At 68.8% G+C, this 13,715-nt stretch carries 13 protein-coding genes; 10 read left to right on the forward strand and 3 right to left on the reverse strand.

Going from position 1 to position 13,715, the window contains the following annotated elements:
- Positions 1-69: 69 nt before the first annotated feature.
- From ACFVBH_RS18275 to ACFVBH_RS18285, 3 genes are all read left to right on the forward strand, one after another.
- Positions 70-822 (forward strand): TetR/AcrR family transcriptional regulator, encoded by a 753-nt coding sequence (locus ACFVBH_RS18275; RefSeq protein ID WP_379002838.1) that lies wholly within the window; start codon positions 70-72, stop codon positions 820-822.
- Between the two features lie 186 nt (positions 823-1,008).
- On the forward strand, positions 1,009-2,442 hold the full coding sequence (locus ACFVBH_RS18280; protein ID WP_354990032.1) for an AarF/ABC1/UbiB kinase family protein: 1,434 nt from the start codon (positions 1,009-1,011) through the stop codon (positions 2,440-2,442).
- A 21-nt stretch (positions 2,443-2,463) separates the two neighbouring features.
- On the forward strand, positions 2,464-3,705 hold the full coding sequence (locus ACFVBH_RS18285; RefSeq protein ID WP_379002646.1) for a saccharopine dehydrogenase family protein: 1,242 nt from the start codon (positions 2,464-2,466) through the stop codon (positions 3,703-3,705).
- A gap of 238 nt (positions 3,706-3,943) precedes the next feature.
- Here the strand turns inward: ACFVBH_RS18285 and ACFVBH_RS18290 are convergent, their stop codons facing one another.
- Positions 3,944-5,443 carry a hypothetical protein gene (locus ACFVBH_RS18290; RefSeq protein ID WP_379002649.1) on the reverse strand — a complete coding sequence of 500 codons (1,500 nt, stop codon included), beginning with the start codon at positions 5,441-5,443 and terminating at the stop codon, positions 3,944-3,946.
- Between the two features lie 299 nt (positions 5,444-5,742).
- Between ACFVBH_RS18290 and ACFVBH_RS18295 the strand changes: the two genes are divergently transcribed.
- The 4 genes from ACFVBH_RS18295 (at position 5,743) to ACFVBH_RS18310 (ending at position 8,773) form a co-directional block, all read left to right on the forward strand.
- On the forward strand, positions 5,743-6,420 hold the full coding sequence (locus ACFVBH_RS18295; protein WP_354990035.1) for an ESX secretion-associated protein EspG: 678 nt from the start codon (positions 5,743-5,745) through the stop codon (positions 6,418-6,420).
- A gap of 48 nt (positions 6,421-6,468) precedes the next feature.
- Positions 6,469-7,320 (forward strand): polyphosphate kinase 2 family protein, encoded by an 852-nt coding sequence (locus ACFVBH_RS18300; RefSeq protein WP_379002651.1) that lies wholly within the window; start codon positions 6,469-6,471, stop codon positions 7,318-7,320.
- A gap of 131 nt (positions 7,321-7,451) precedes the next feature.
- Positions 7,452-8,201, forward strand: a complete 750-nt coding sequence (locus ACFVBH_RS18305; protein ID WP_379002653.1) for a DsbA family protein — start codon at positions 7,452-7,454, stop codon at positions 8,199-8,201.
- Positions 8,201-8,773 carry a vitamin K epoxide reductase family protein gene (locus ACFVBH_RS18310; protein WP_379002840.1) on the forward strand — a complete coding sequence of 191 codons (573 nt, stop codon included), beginning with the start codon at positions 8,201-8,203 and terminating at the stop codon, positions 8,771-8,773. Before ACFVBH_RS18305 ends, ACFVBH_RS18310 begins: the two co-directional genes overlap by 1 nt.
- A gap of 1 nt (position 8,774) precedes the next feature.
- Here the strand turns inward: ACFVBH_RS18310 and ACFVBH_RS18315 are convergent, their stop codons facing one another.
- A complete protein-coding gene (locus ACFVBH_RS18315) occupies positions 8,775-9,917 on the reverse strand; it encodes a S1C family serine protease (protein WP_379002656.1) in 1,143 nt (380 codons plus the stop codon).
- 110 nt (positions 9,918-10,027) lie between these two features.
- A complete protein-coding gene (locus tag ACFVBH_RS18320; protein ID WP_354990039.1) occupies positions 10,028-10,762 on the reverse strand; it encodes a ZIP family metal transporter in 735 nt (244 codons plus the stop codon).
- 107 nt (positions 10,763-10,869) lie between these two features.
- Here ACFVBH_RS18320 and ACFVBH_RS18325 point away from each other — a divergent pair, with 107 nt between their 5' ends.
- The 3 genes from ACFVBH_RS18325 (at position 10,870) to ACFVBH_RS18335 (ending at position 13,606) form a co-directional block, all read left to right on the forward strand.
- Positions 10,870-11,922, forward strand: coding sequence for an NAD(P)-dependent alcohol dehydrogenase (locus tag ACFVBH_RS18325; protein WP_354990040.1), 1,053 nt, complete (start codon positions 10,870-10,872; stop codon positions 11,920-11,922).
- Positions 11,923-11,993: 71 nt separating this feature from the next.
- Positions 11,994-13,181, forward strand: coding sequence for an AI-2E family transporter (locus ACFVBH_RS18330; RefSeq protein WP_379002659.1), 1,188 nt, complete (start codon positions 11,994-11,996; stop codon positions 13,179-13,181).
- Positions 13,182-13,327: 146 nt separating this feature from the next.
- On the forward strand, positions 13,328-13,606 hold the full coding sequence (locus ACFVBH_RS18335) for a hypothetical protein (protein ID WP_379002661.1): 279 nt from the start codon (positions 13,328-13,330) through the stop codon (positions 13,604-13,606).
- The last annotated feature ends 109 nt before the right edge of the window (positions 13,607-13,715 follow it).

Raw genomic sequence — 13,715 nt, forward strand, 5'->3', positions numbered from 1 at the left:
CGGCGATCTGCCGCATGGGAGGCTTAAGCTGAGTAGATCCAGCACAAAACCGCGAACCAGGGAGTCACGCTGTCCACCCAAAGAGCAGTCGACGCCGGTACCCGAGCCGACGCCGCCTCACCTCGGCCGGGGCGCGAGGACGGCCGGAAGAAGCGCTGGCAGCAACACAAGATCGACCGCCGGGAAGAACTCGTCGACGGCACCCTCGCGGCCATCCGCAAACGCGGCGGCGACGCGGGCATGGACGAGATCGCGGCGGAGATCGGCGTCTCCAAGACCGTCCTGTACCGGTACTTCTCCGACAAGCAGGACCTGACCCGCGCGACCATGGAACGGTTCATCGAGACCACGCTCATGCCGCGCATCTACGGCGCGATCAGCGACGATCTCGACGAGTACCAGCTCGTGCGCAACACCCTGGCCGCCTACGTGCACACGGTCGACGAGGACACCGACGTCTACCGCTTCATCATGGGCAACGGGTCCTCCACCGACACCTCGACCCTGGCAGACTTCGAGAAGCTGTTCGCGCAGGTCGTCTCCGCGGTGATCATCGACAAGGCCTTCGACCGCGGCGTGCAGACCGAAGGCGCGATGCTGTGGGCCTACGTCCTGGTCGGCGGCGTGCAGCTGGCCACCGACTGGTGGATCACCAATCGCACCATGTCGAGCGAGGAGATGCTGGACTACCTGACCATGATGGCGTGGAGCGCCGTCGAGGGCATGGTCCGCTCGGGCGGCGATCGCGAGTGGTTCAACTCCCGCAAGCACGTCTTGCCAGATCCGGAGAACAAGAGTGAGATCGAGGTCGCCGAGAACTGAGGGCATGCGGGCCGGATGACTCCGGTTACGCACGCTACGGTTCGGCACCGAACCGCCGGCACGCGCGCGCCCGGTCACGGCCGGGAGCTGTGGGCCGGATTTTCACACCGGGCGCGACGGTGCGGCGCAACAGTAGGCTGAGCGATGGCACCAATGGGGGCGCCGGGGTCCAATGGAGGGTCACTGATGGCGAAAGAGCTGCCCACATCCAGGCTCGCGCGGGGAACGAAGCTGGGTATGGCCGTCGCCGGTAATGCCATACGCAACCAGCGGACCCGCAGGTCGATGCGCGGGCGCTCGGAGGCCGTGCGCGAGCGGATGGCCGAGGAGTCCATGATCCGGGCCACCGAGCAGATGGTCATGGTGCTGGGCACCATGAAGGGCGTGGCCATGAAGCTCGGTCAGATGCTGTCCGTGCTCGATCTGGATCTGGTGCCGCCGGAGCATCGCGAACGTTTCCAGCGCAGGCTCGCGGTGCTGCGCGACAGCGCGCCCTCGGTGTCGTTCGAGGTGATGCGCGCGGTCATCGAGGAGGATTTCGGCCGGACCCTGGAAGAGGTGTTCGCCGAGTTCGAGCCCGAGCCCATCGCGGCCGCCTCGATCGGTCAGGTGTACCGCGCGAAGTTGCACGACGGCCGCACGGTCGCGGTGAAGGTGCAGTACCCCGGCATCGACGCCGCGGTGCGCGCGGATCTGAAGAACCTGGCCATGTTCCGGCGCATCCTGCAGTCGGCGATGCCGTGGGTGACCCCGGCCGTGCTGGACGAGCTGCGCCTGAATCTGGAGAGCGAACTCGACTACGTGGCCGAGGCGAACACGCAGCAGCAGATCGCCGCGCTGTACGCCGGGCATCCGTTCATCGTGGTGCCGGACACCATGCCCGAGCTGTCCACGCAGCGGGTGCTGGTGAGCGAGTACTTCCCGGGCCGCGGCTTCGAGGAGATCCGGGCGCTGCCCGACGCCGAGCGCGACCGGATCGGTGAGATCATCTACCGCTTCTACGTGGGCTCGCTGTTCACCTTCAACGAGTTCTGCGGCGATCCGCACCCGGGCAACCTGCTGCTGGGCGCGGACGGCAAGGTGGCGTTCCTGGATTTCGGGCTCTACAACCGGATGGACCCCGAGCACGTGGAGTTCGAGGCCACCTGCATTCGGGCCGCGGCCGAGGATCGCGCGGAAGACCTGCGCGAGTTGATGATTCAGCGCGGGGTGATCGACTCTCCGGAGGAGATCACCGCGGAGGAGTGCCTGGAGTACGTGCTGGCCGCGTGCGAATGGGGTCTGGTGGACGAGGACATCACCATCACCCCGGAGCTGGCGTCGGGCGCGTTCGTGCTGGCGGTGGATCCGCGCGCGAGCGAGTTCTCCGGGATGAAGCAGCAGAATCTGCCGCCGGAGCACCTGTTCTCGCGGCGCGCGGACTTCCTGACCTTCGGCATGCTGGGCCAACTGGGCGCGACCGGCAACTGGCATCGCGTGTCCTGCGAATGGATCTACGGCGAGGAGCCGGTCACCGAACTCGGTAGGGCGCACCGGCAGTGGCTGGCGAACCGCCCCGCGCCCGCCCCGACCACCGCACCCAAGAAGAAGACCACCCGCAAACGCGCCGCCAAGGCGTAAACCCTTCAGGACGGCAGACACATGGCAGACAGAGAATTCGACCTGGTCCTGTTCGGCGCGACCGGCTTCGTCGGCAAGCTGACCGCGGAGTACCTGATCGGGGCCGCGCCCGCCGGTGCGCGCATCGCGCTGGCCGGGCGCTCGACGGCCAAGCTCGAGGCGGTGCGCGCCGAACTCGGCCCGCTGGCGGCGAATTGGCCGCTGGTACAGGCGGATTCGACCGATCAGGCCAGCCTGGACGCCCTCGCCGCGCGGACGAAGGTCGTGGTGACCACGGTCGGCCCGTACCTGCGCTACGGCATGCCGCTGGTGCAGGCGTGCGCCGAGAACGGCACCCACTACGCCGATCTCACCGGTGAGCCGCTGTTCATCCGCGAATGCATCGACCGCTTCGGCGAGCGGGCCGCCGAGACCGGCGCGAAGATCGTCAATTCCTGTGGCTACGACTCGATTCCGTCGGATCTGAGCGTCTACCAGCTGTACAAGCGCAGCGTCGCGGACACCACCGGTGAGCTCACCGACGTCACGCTGGTGGCCTGGCTCAAGGGCGGAATGAGCGGCGGCACCGTGGATTCGGGCCGCGCGATGATGGAGGCGATCGCCGCGGATCCGAAGAAGGGCGCGATCATGTCGCACCCCTATTCGCTGAGCCCGGACAAGGCCATGGAGCCCGACGTCGGCCGCCAGAGCGATCAGGCGCTGGAGAAGGCTGCCAATATCGATCCGAGCCTGAGCGGCTGGGTCGCCACCTTCATCATGGGCGCGCACAACACCAAGGTGGTGCGCCGCAGCAACGGTCTGCTGGGCTGGCCGTACGGCAAGAACTTCCGCTACCGCGAGGTCATGAGCGCGGGCTCGTCCGCGACCGCCCCGCTGGTGGCGGCCGGTATGGCGGGCGGAATCGTGGCGACCATGGCCGCGGGCGCGCTGCTGTCCCGGGTCGCGGTGGGCCGCAAGGTGATCGACCGCCTGGTGCCCAAGCCCGGCACCGGCCCGAGCGAGCAGGCCCGCCGCAACGGCTGGTTCACCATGCGCACCTTCGCCAACACGACCTCGGGCGCGAAATACGTGTGCACCTTCGCCGGCAAGGGCGATCCCGGTTACCAGGCCACCGCCGTGATGCTCGGCCAGTCCGGCCTGGCGCTGGCCTTCGACACGCTCCCCGAGATCGCGGGCATCCTCACCCCCGCCTCGGCCATGGGCGACACCCTGACCGACCGCCTGCGCAAGGCCGACATCACGATCGACGTCCAGCCCGCCTGACACACAACTCGATTCGGCCGGGGCGAGAATTCGCTCCGGCCGAATCGATGGACCTGCCCGCGCACCACCGATCGATTCCGCGGCGGACCCGGCACTCCGTATGAGGCCGCCTCCAATTCTCCGGTTCCCCCGGACGCACGCGCCCCGATACCGGCGTTCCCGCCACCGCCGAGGGCTACGACCTCTATCGCGCGCCGCCGGGTTTCGGCTAGCGGTCGCCGGCTCGCCCGGCGTCGGCTCAGTTGCCGTCGCGCAGGGAGATCAGGCCGCCGAGGGTGCCCAGGTAGGCCGCGCCGTCCGGGCCGATCGCCAGGCCGGCGTAGTTGTTGTTGTAGAGCGGTCCCGCGCCGGACAGGCGCTGCCACACCAGGTTTCCGGTGTGGAAGTCCAGGGTGGTCCAGTACCAGGGGTCGGTGGATTCGGAGCCCTTGGTGTAGGTGTAGATCAGGCCGTTGGCCAGCGAGAGCTTGGGCACCACGCTGGGGGCGGCGACGGTGGTGTTGGTCCACACCTTGGTGCAACCCGACCCGTCGGGGTTGATGTCGACGCGGGCGAATCCGGGCACGGTGGTGCGGCCCCCGAGCGTGGCCTCGGGGCCGGAGTAGCCGTAGTTGTTCTCCACGATCAGCGAATTGCCCGCGCCGATAAGCGAATTCTCGGTGTTGCCCGCGCCGGTCTCGAACACCGGCACCGAGCACACCTCGCGCTGCGCGGCAGCGCGCGCGGTGCGGTACACGACCACGTTCATGGGGTCGGCGTTGTCGGTGATCGCCACGTACCCGCCGGGCAGGATCGTCGGTGTGGTGCCGGTGCCGTCGTCGGTCTGGCCGGGCTTGTGCTGTCCGCTGTTGGCGTAGGTGACGCGCCAGGTGATCTCAGGTCCGCCGCCGGGTCCCGCGTCCAGGCGCAGCAGTTCGCGATTGGTGGCGATGTAGACGTCGCCGTCCGCGCCGACTGCGAAGGAGTTCTGGATCTGCCCCTCGGTCCCGTCGCCGAGCCGGATCACCTGTATCGCACCGGTTTCCGGGTCGATGGTGCCGACCACGCCGTTGCTCTTGGCGACGAACCACAGCCTGCCCGCGGCGTCGGGCAGCACCGAGTTCAGTTGCTCGCCGGGCCGCAGCACGCCGGTCAGGTCGTAGTCCCGTTCGAGGACGAAGCCGTCGGCGGTGGCGTTCTCGGCCAGCACCAGGACGTGCCCGGTGGCCGCGCCGACGATGGCGCGATCGCGGTCGTCGAGATAGAAGTAGGCCCCGCCGCCGAAGTTGGTGAAGGCGCCCGGGCGCAGCATGGCCCCGGGTTCGCGCCCGGGCAGCGGGTATCGGCCCAGCACCCGCATTCCGGCGGGATCGATCAGGTAGACACCGGGATTCAGGCCGGGGCAGGTGGCGACGATGCGACCGGCGCGGTCGAACGCGAGTGATCCGCATTCGCTGCCCAGCAGCAGCGAGTCGACCCGGGTGTCGATGCCGAGCGGCCCGGAGCGGACGTAGGTGTCGCTCATCCAGCCGTCGTTGTGGATGCCGGAGTCGCCGTTGGCCGCGAGCCCGGGATGATGCGGCACCGCCGGCACCCCGTCGACCGGTCGCGGTGTCGCGGGTGCGCCGAGGAATTCCGGCGCTCCGCCGGGTACGCCGGGAATCGGTGCGGCCGTGCCGGTTCCGGGGAGGCCGAGCGGCGCGAGCAGTACCGCGCCGCAGGCGAGCGCGGTCGCCGCCATGTTCCTGGCTCCGAGCATCGGTCCGTACCTCCGGGTGTGCGCCTGCGGCGCGAGCGCACCCGCGGATGCGCTCGCGCGAATTTGATCGATCGACCGGTATCGGATGATCGCACACCGCGGGGCCGGGCCCTACCGTGCGGTACGTCACAGTAAGCCCCCTTACACGACGGCTCACACCCGCCCTGACCCTCCGGTAAGGTCGCCAACGGGACGGAGGGTCGGACCGCAGAAAGGGGGACGCCCGATATGTCCGCACAGGACATCGGGTCAGACTCGCTCGGCCTCGCCGCCACCGGGGGCAGGCCACGGTGAAATGGATGCTGACCCCGGACGAATTCGCGCTGGTCTGGACCCGCGAAACCCATCTGGAGCGCCGCCCCTATCCCCTCGACACCATGCCCGCGCGCACCGAGAACCCCGCCGCCGCACCGCGTTTGCGGCACCAGTACCTGCATCGCACCGATCCGGAGCTGACCGCGGCGCTCATGCTCTGCGCGCGCACCGACCACACCACCGTCACCCTCTACGGCGAGCGCACCGGCGGCCCGGACCCGCGCCGGATTCTCGCCTTCGCCGCGATCGCGCAGCAGCGCGCGGGCATTCTGGTCGCGCTGCCCGACGCGGTCTCGGTGCAGATCTGCCCGGCCGATCAGCTGGGCCCGGAATTGGTGGAGATCATCGGCTCGGCGCCGGCGGGCACCCTGGCCGCCATGAGCCAGCCGCAGAACGCGGTGCTGCGCCCGGACGAGACGGACCCGGACCGCTTGGGCGGCGACGATTTCCGGCGCAAACTGCGGGAACCGGTGGATGGGCGCGGGTTCATCACCGTCTCGGTGGAGCCGGCCAACCCGTTCTCACCGCCCACCAAGCACCGCACCTGGCTCGACTTCTCCGGTGACGGCCGCTATCTGCTCACCACCGCGACCGATCTGACGCTGACCCCGGTCTCGGACGAAGAACTGGCCGAGCAGCTGGGGCGGCTGGCCCGAGTTTGATTCGGCGCGTTGCCGACACGAACCCGCGCCGCGTGTTACGCATGACGGATGGCGAAGGAAACATCCTGGGCTAAACCGGTCAGCAAGGCGCTGCGCGCGGCCGGTGTGCGGGTCAGTGCGATCGAGACGGCCGCGACCCCGGGCTTCAAGGGCGACAAGAAGGCCGGTGAGCGGTTGCTCGCCGAGCGCACCGCGGTGCTGTCCGATCTCCAGGAACGGCTGTACGCCAACGGCAGGCACGGTGAGACGCGCAGTGTTCTGCTGGTGCTGCAGGGCATGGACACCGCCGGCAAGGGCGGCATCGTGCGGCACGTGATCGGTTCGGTCGATCCGCAAGGCGTGCAGCTGGCGGCGTTCGGGGTGCCCACCCCGGAGGAAAAGAAGCACCACTTCCTGTGGCGCATCCGCAAGCAGCTGCCGCGCGGTGGCCGCATCGGCGTCTTCGATCGTTCGCACTACGAGGATGTGCTCGTGGTCCGCGTGCACGATCTGGTGCCGCCGGAGGTGTGGGGCAAGCGCTACGACGAGATCAACAAGTTCGAGCGCAAGCTCGTCGACGACGGCACCGTCATCGTCAAGGTCGCCATGTTCGTCTCGCTGGACGAGCAGAAGAAGCGCCTCATGCAGCGGCTCGAACGGCCGGACAAGTACTGGAAGTACAGCGTCAACGACGTCACCGAGCGCGGCTACTGGCCCGCGTATCAGGAGGCGTACCAGGCCATGCTGGATCGCACCGACACCGATTACGCCCCCTGGCACGTGCTGCCCTGCGATCACAAGTGGTACGCCCGGCTCGCGGTCACCGAACTGCTCATCGACGCGCTGGGTGGCCTGAAGCTGGAGTGGCCGCCCGCGACATTCGACATCGAGGAGCAGAAGCGGCTGCTCGCGAAGGCGTGAGCCCCGAGTGATTTTTCTCCCGCGGAACGGCCCTTTCGCCGGGCCGGTCCGGCTTGTCCAGGAATCTCTCAGGTTTGCGGGCGAAGATGGGCCCGCAGAGTCGTGACTATGGAAGGCGTGTGAGGGCACAGGTGAGCAAGAAACCGGCTGATCGCAAGAATCCGCTCGCCGATGCGCAGCGGTCCGAGCGCAATCGCAAGATCATGATCCAGGTGGGCGTCGCCGCGGTGCTGGTCGGCCTCGTCGCCGCTATCGGCATCGGCCTGGCCATGCGCGATTCCAAGGACGGCTCGGACTTCAATCCCGTGGTCACCCACGACGCCGCCGCCGGTGCGGTGCCGCCGAATGTCACCGAGGGCGGCGCCATCCGGATCGGCAAGCCGGACGCCAAGGCCAAGATCCAGATCGTCGCCGATCTGCAGTGCCCGGCCTGCAAGGGCTTCGAGCAGACCAACGCGAGCGTGCTCGACGACGCGCTGAGCAGCGGTGACGCCCGGATCGAGTACAGCATCATCTCGTTCCTGGACCGCGCCTCGCAGGGCAACCAGTACTCCACCCGCGCGGCGAACGCCGCCTACGTGGTCGCCTCCGCGGACACGGCCAACTTCCAGAAGTGGCTCGAGCTCATGTTCGCCAAGCAGCCCGCCGAGGGCGCGAACGGCATGACCGACGATCAGCTCATCGCCATCGCGGCCGAGGCCGGTTACACCGATCCCGCTGTGGCGCAGGGCATCCGGGACGGCAAGTACATCGCGTACGTGAAGGACGCGACCAAGGCGGTCTTCGACACCGGCCTGGATTCCACCCCGACCGTGTACGTGAACGGCAAGAAGGTGAATCCGCAGTCGCTGAAGTCGGAGATCGAGGCCGCGGCCAAGTGATGATCTCGGCTCCGCCCCGGTCCGCCTGGCCACTGCTGCTGGGCGGACTGATCGGCTGGGGTGCGTCGGTGACGCTGCTGGTCGAGAAGTTCAAGCTGTTCACCGATTCGAGCTACGTCCCCTCCTGCAATATCGATCAGGTGGTGGCGTGCACCGCCGTCATGCAGTCCGATCAGGCCGCGGCGTTCGGGTTCCCGAATCCGATCATCGGCGTGGTCGGCTTCTCGGTGGTGGTGACCCTGGGTGTGCTGTCGGTGGCCGGCATCGGCTTCCCGCGCTGGATCTGGGGCGGGCTGTGGACCGGGCTGCTGGCGGGGATGGGTTTCATCTTCTGGCTCATCTATTCGGCGGTGTTCCAGATCCGCGCGCTGTGCCCGTGGTGCATGGTGGTGTGGGCGGTGACGCCGATGCTGCTGGTCATCGTGACCGGCCAGCTCTGGGGCAGGTCCCGGGGGCTGTTGCAGGTCGTGGTGGAGTGGCGCTGGACGGTGGCCGCGATCTATTACGCGGTGGTCATTCTGATCGTCTACATCCAGTTCCAGGACCACTGGCGGGATGTGATCTCCGGTTAGCTCAATTCGGCGGCCCGACGGCGAGTTTCACGATCACCGTCCGGGTGCCGCCGCCGGGCGCGGAGATGTCCAGTCGCACCGTGTCCTCGGGCTTGCGCAGATTGAGCGCGGCCTTGAGGGCTCCGGTGGTGTCCACCGGCTGCCCGTCGATGGCCGTGATGACCTCCCCCTCGGTGAGCCCGGCCGCGTAGGCGGGCATGCCGTAGACGGCCACCTCGATCTGCGCGCCCGGTGTCCGGCGCGCGTCGGAGGTGATGATCCCCAGGGTGGCTGTCGGCCCGATGTGCACGGTGTCCGTCGGTGTGCCGGAACGTATTTGGCGCACGATCGCCATGGCCGCGTCGATCGGCACCGCGTAGCCGTTGGGCCCCTGCCCGAGGGCCTTCTGAATTTCTCCCGAGGCCGCGGTGACGACCCCGACCACCGCGCCGTACCGGTCCACCAGCGCGCCGCCGGACTGCCCGGCGCTGACCGCGGCGGACACTTCGATCAAGCCGTGCAGCGACTTCCGGGACAGGTCCGCGGAATTGCGGGCCACGATGGCGCTGTCCAGCCCGGTGACGGCCCCGCCGACCGCGGTCGGTGACCCGGTGCCGCCCGCGTTGCCGATCGCGAGGAGTTCGTCTCCGATCCGCAGGGTGCTCGAACTGCCCAGCCGGGCCACCGGAAGTCCTGCGGCCCCGGACAATTCGATGAGCGCGATGTCGGCGCCCGAGTCGTAGCCGAGCACCACGGCGGGGTAGACCGCGCCGGTGCCGACATCGGCGACGGTCACCCTGTCCGCGCCCTTGATGACGTGGTGACTGGTGAGCACCTGTCCCTGCGCGGTCAGCACGATGCCCGAGCCCGCGGCGCTGAGCCCGTACGGGCGGACGGCCGCGGTGATGTTCACCAGCGCGGGTTCCACGGCGTTCGACACGTGTTCGGCGTCCAGCGGCGGCAGCGGCGGGCCGAGCAGGGTGGCGGTGACCGAGTCGGCGCGCAGCGGCCAGTGCGTCAGCCCGCCGTTGTAGCCCAGGAACGCGGTGAAGCCGAGAATCGCCACCAGCAGCAGGGCGAGGGTGCGGCCGCCGTTGCCTTCGGAACCGGGTCCGCGCGCGGGATAGGGGCCCGCCGGACCGGTTCGAGACATGTCGTCGTACATGCGCGCTCCCGACTGCCGTGGGCGCCCGGCCAGCGGCCGCAGGCGTTTTCCGCACCTTCTGGTGTACCAGTTCCGGCGGGGAAGCGCGTTGCAATGACGGGAGGCCGGGCTCAGCCGTGCCCGAGCGCGGCCACGCCGAACATGAATCCGACCCCGGCCAGCGTGCACAGCAGCGGCGCCTTGGAGGGTTTGCCCGCGTGCGCCTCGGGCAGGATGTCGGCGGTGGCCAGGTAGAGCAGGAAGCCGGCGAAATAGCCCAGGTACATGCCCACGAATTCGGCGGGCACCCGCACGAAGGTCCCGACGATCGCGCCGAGTACCGGGGCCAGCGCGTCGGCGGCGAGCATGAGGAAGCCGCGCCGCCGGTCGTTGCCGTAGAGCGTGGTGAGGGTGAAGGTGTTGAAGCCGTCGGCGAAGTCGTGGCAGATGACCGCGAGCGCGACGGCCGCGCCGACCGCGGCGCCCGCCTGGAATCCGATGCCGATGCTGAAGCCGTCCAGGAAGCTGTGGAACACGAGCCCGCCGGCGGCGACGAGCCCGACCGAGGCGAAGTCGTGGTGGTGCGCGCCGAATTCGTCCTCGTGGCCGGTGTGCAGCGCCACGGCCTGTTCCAGGATGTGCACGGTGAAGAAGCCGACGACCGCGGCCAGCAGCGGCACCGGGATGCCGAGCGCCTCGCGGGTGTCCTGTTCGAGCGCCTCGGGCAGCAGGTCGAAGGCGACGACGCCGAGCATGACCCCGGCTGCCAGACCCAGGACCAGGCGTTTGCGCTCGCCGATGCGGTCGGCCGCGAGCCCGCCGATGAAGGTCGAGAGCATCGACACCAGGGACAGCAGAATCGCCATCCGCCCAGCATGGGCGATAGCGATCGGCTCTATGTCCACGCCGCGCCGGATGCGACATTCCGGACGAATCCTGGTGATTGATCGCGTGCGCAGGTAGGCATGTATTCATGAGCACCGCTGCCGCCTACGCCGTCTCCGCCCCCGATGGCCGATTCGAGAAGCTGACCATCGAACGCCGCGAGCTCGGCCCCCGCGATGTCCTGATCGACGTGAAGTTCGCGGGCATCTGCCACTCCGACATCCACACCGCCCGCGACGAATGGGGCGGCGCGAAATATCCGTGCGTGCCCGGGCACGAAATCGCCGGACTCGTCGCCGGTGTCGGCTCGGCCGTCACCAAGTACCAGGTCGGCGACCGGGTCGGCGTGGGTTGCATGGTCGATTCCTGCGGGGTGTGCGAACCCTGTCTGGCCGGTGAGGAGCAGTACTGCATCCCCGGCGCGACCATGACCTACAACACCAAGGTCGCACCCGAGGTGCAGGCCGACGGCTACACCATGGGCGGCTACTCCACCCGGGTCGTGGTGACCGAGAACTTCGTGGTCGGCATCCCCGAGGGCATCGGCCTCGACGTGGCCGCGCCGCTGCTGTGCGCGGGCGTCACCCTGTTCTCGCCGCTGCGGCACTGGAACGCCGGACCGGGCAAGCGGGTCGCGATCATCGGCATGGGCGGGCTCGGGCACGTGGGTGTGAAGATCGCGGCGGCCATGGGCGCGGAGGTGACCGTGCTCTCGCATTCGCTGAGCAAGCAGGAGGACGGCAAGAAGTTCGGCGCGCACCACTACTACGCGACCAGCGAACGCGAGACCTTCCGCGGGCTGCGCGGGCGCTTCGACCTGATCCTCAACACCGTGTCGGCCGATCTGCCCATCGACGACTACCTCAAGCTGCTGGCGCTGGACGGCACGCTGGTGATCCTGGGCCTGCCCGAGAACCCTTTGGCCGTCAAGCCTTTCACCATCGCCGGCTACCGGCGCTCGCTGGCCGGATCCATGATCGGCGGCATCGCGCAGACCCAGGAGATGCTGAACTTCTGCGCCGAGCACGGCATCGGCGCGGAGATCGAACTGATCTCGGCCGATCGCATCGACGAAGCGTACGACCGGGTCGTGGCCAGCGACGTGCGGTACCGCTTCGTCATCGACGCGGCAACGATGTAGCGGTCACCCGGGGGCGCGCGAGAACACGCCGCTCCCACCGCGATCCGCTCGGCGCGGTTACCTTTGCGGGTGTGTCCGAGGAACAGGATGACCGGCCGGACGACACATCGGACCGGCGCGATGTCACGACCATGATTCCGCCGTGGCTGCCGCGGGCGTATCTGCTGGCGGCGGCCGTCGTGGCCGGGGTCGTGGTCAGCTTCTGGGCGCTGCAGAAGCTGCAGAGCCTGATCACCGTGGTGGTGGTGTCGCTGTTCCTGGCGTTCGCCATCGAGCCCGCGGTGAACTGGCTGGCGGCGCGGGGCTGGCGGCGCGCGCCCGCCACCGGGCTGGTTTTCGTGCTGGTGCTGGTGGTGCTGGTCGGATTCGTCTGGACCATGGGCGAACTCGTGGTCGATCAGGTCAGCACGCTGGTGGACAACGCGCCGCAGTACGCCGGGAATCTGGTCGACTGGGTGAATTCCACGTTCAATCAGGATCTTTCGGGGGACGACCTCACCCGGTGGGCCACCGAGGCGAGTTCCTCGCTGCAGTCCTATTCCCTCGGGCTGGCCGGTGACGTGTGGGGTATCGGCACCACCGCCCTCGGGGTGCTCTTCCAGTCCCTGGGCGTGCTGCTGTTCACCTACTACTTCGCCGCCGACGGGCCGCGCTTCCGGCACGCGGTGTGCTCGGTGCTGCCCCCGGCCCGGCAGCGGCATGTGCTGCGGGCGTGGGACATCGCGGTCGAGAAGACCGGCGGCTACCTGTATTCGCGGGCGCTGCTGGCACTGTGCTCGACGCTGGCGCACTACGCGGCCATGCGCGTGCTCGGCATCCCGGCGGCGTTCGCGCTGGCGCTGTGGGTCGGCGTCGTCTCGCAGTTCATCCCCACCGTGGGCACCTACCTCGCGGGCGCGCTGCCGGTGATCGTCGCGCTGGCGCAGAATCCGCGCACGGCGCTGTGGATTCTCGGTTTCATCGTGCTGTATCAGCAGTTCGAGAACTACGTGCTGCAGCCGCGCATCACGGCCACCACCCTGGACATGCATCCGGCGGTGGCCTTCGGGGCGGTGCTGGGCGGAGCCGCGCTGTTCGGGGCGACGGGGGCGCTGCTGGCCATACCGGTGACGGCGACCGGGCAGGCGTTCATCGGCGCCTATATCCGGCGTTACGAGGTGGAATTGCCGCCGGAGCAGCCGGAAAGGCAACGACGCGAACGTAAGTCGCTGAAGGATCGGGTCAAGTCGGTGAAGCTCCCGGGGCGCTCCGGGAAGTGAGTCGCGGCCGCGCCGGCCCGATCTCGGAAGTGTCGGCGCGGGCACACTTCATGTGTCGAACAGCGGACAGAGAATATCCGCGCTGCTCAGCAGTATTGGTGCCAACGGGAAACACCTCCCGGGACATCGCATCAGGAGCAGACCTCATGAATCTCATCGCCAAGCGCGTCGCCACCGCGGCGGCGGCCGCCCTGTTCGTTCTTCCGGTCGGCGCGGGTGTGGCCGCCGCCGCCCCCGCGCACTCCGGCGGGATCGCGAGCGCGAGCAACGACCGCGGCTACGAGTGGTACTGCGACCGCAACAGCCGCGGCTGGGACTGGGACTACTGCTGGAGCCACTACAAGGATCGCTGGCAGCGCGAGCACAACAACGGCGGCGACAAGGGCGATCACCGCGGCGGCGGCAACGGCAATCGCGGCTGGTGACACAGCCGTCTCGCACGCCGTGCGGCGTTGAGTGCGACAGCCGGGGAACCACGCCGGATCGGAACACCGCCGGTCGCGTTCCCCGCGCCCGATCGGGGTGGGCCGGGGG

The organism is Nocardia sp. NPDC057668 (genome assembly GCF_042799795.1).
Lineage (GTDB): Bacteria > Actinomycetota > Actinomycetes > Mycobacteriales > Mycobacteriaceae > Nocardia.

Bases quoted from the DNA above. Each gene is read 5' to 3' on its own strand.
- ACFVBH_RS18285 (WP_379002646.1), top strand. From the start codon at position 2,464: ATGGCAGACAGAGAATTCGACCTGGTCCTGTTCGGCGCGACCGGCTTC.
- ACFVBH_RS18315 (WP_379002656.1), bottom strand. From the start codon at position 9,917: ATGTACGACGACATGTCTCGAACCGGTCCGGCGGGCCCCTATCCCGCG.
- ACFVBH_RS18280 (WP_354990032.1), top strand. From the start codon at position 1,009: ATGGCGAAAGAGCTGCCCACATCCAGGCTCGCGCGGGGAACGAAGCTG.
- ACFVBH_RS18325 (WP_354990040.1), top strand. From the start codon at position 10,870: ATGAGCACCGCTGCCGCCTACGCCGTCTCCGCCCCCGATGGCCGATTC.
- ACFVBH_RS18320 (WP_354990039.1), bottom strand. From the start codon at position 10,762: ATGGCGATTCTGCTGTCCCTGGTGTCGATGCTCTCGACCTTCATCGGC.
- ACFVBH_RS18310 (WP_379002840.1), top strand. From the start codon at position 8,201: ATGATCTCGGCTCCGCCCCGGTCCGCCTGGCCACTGCTGCTGGGCGGA.
- ACFVBH_RS18335 (WP_379002661.1), top strand. From the start codon at position 13,328: ATGAATCTCATCGCCAAGCGCGTCGCCACCGCGGCGGCGGCCGCCCTG.
- ACFVBH_RS18295 (WP_354990035.1), top strand. From the start codon at position 5,743: ATGCTGACCCCGGACGAATTCGCGCTGGTCTGGACCCGCGAAACCCAT.
- ACFVBH_RS18290 (WP_379002649.1), bottom strand. From the start codon at position 5,443: ATGCTCGGAGCCAGGAACATGGCGGCGACCGCGCTCGCCTGCGGCGCG.
- ACFVBH_RS18300 (WP_379002651.1), top strand. From the start codon at position 6,469: ATGGCGAAGGAAACATCCTGGGCTAAACCGGTCAGCAAGGCGCTGCGC.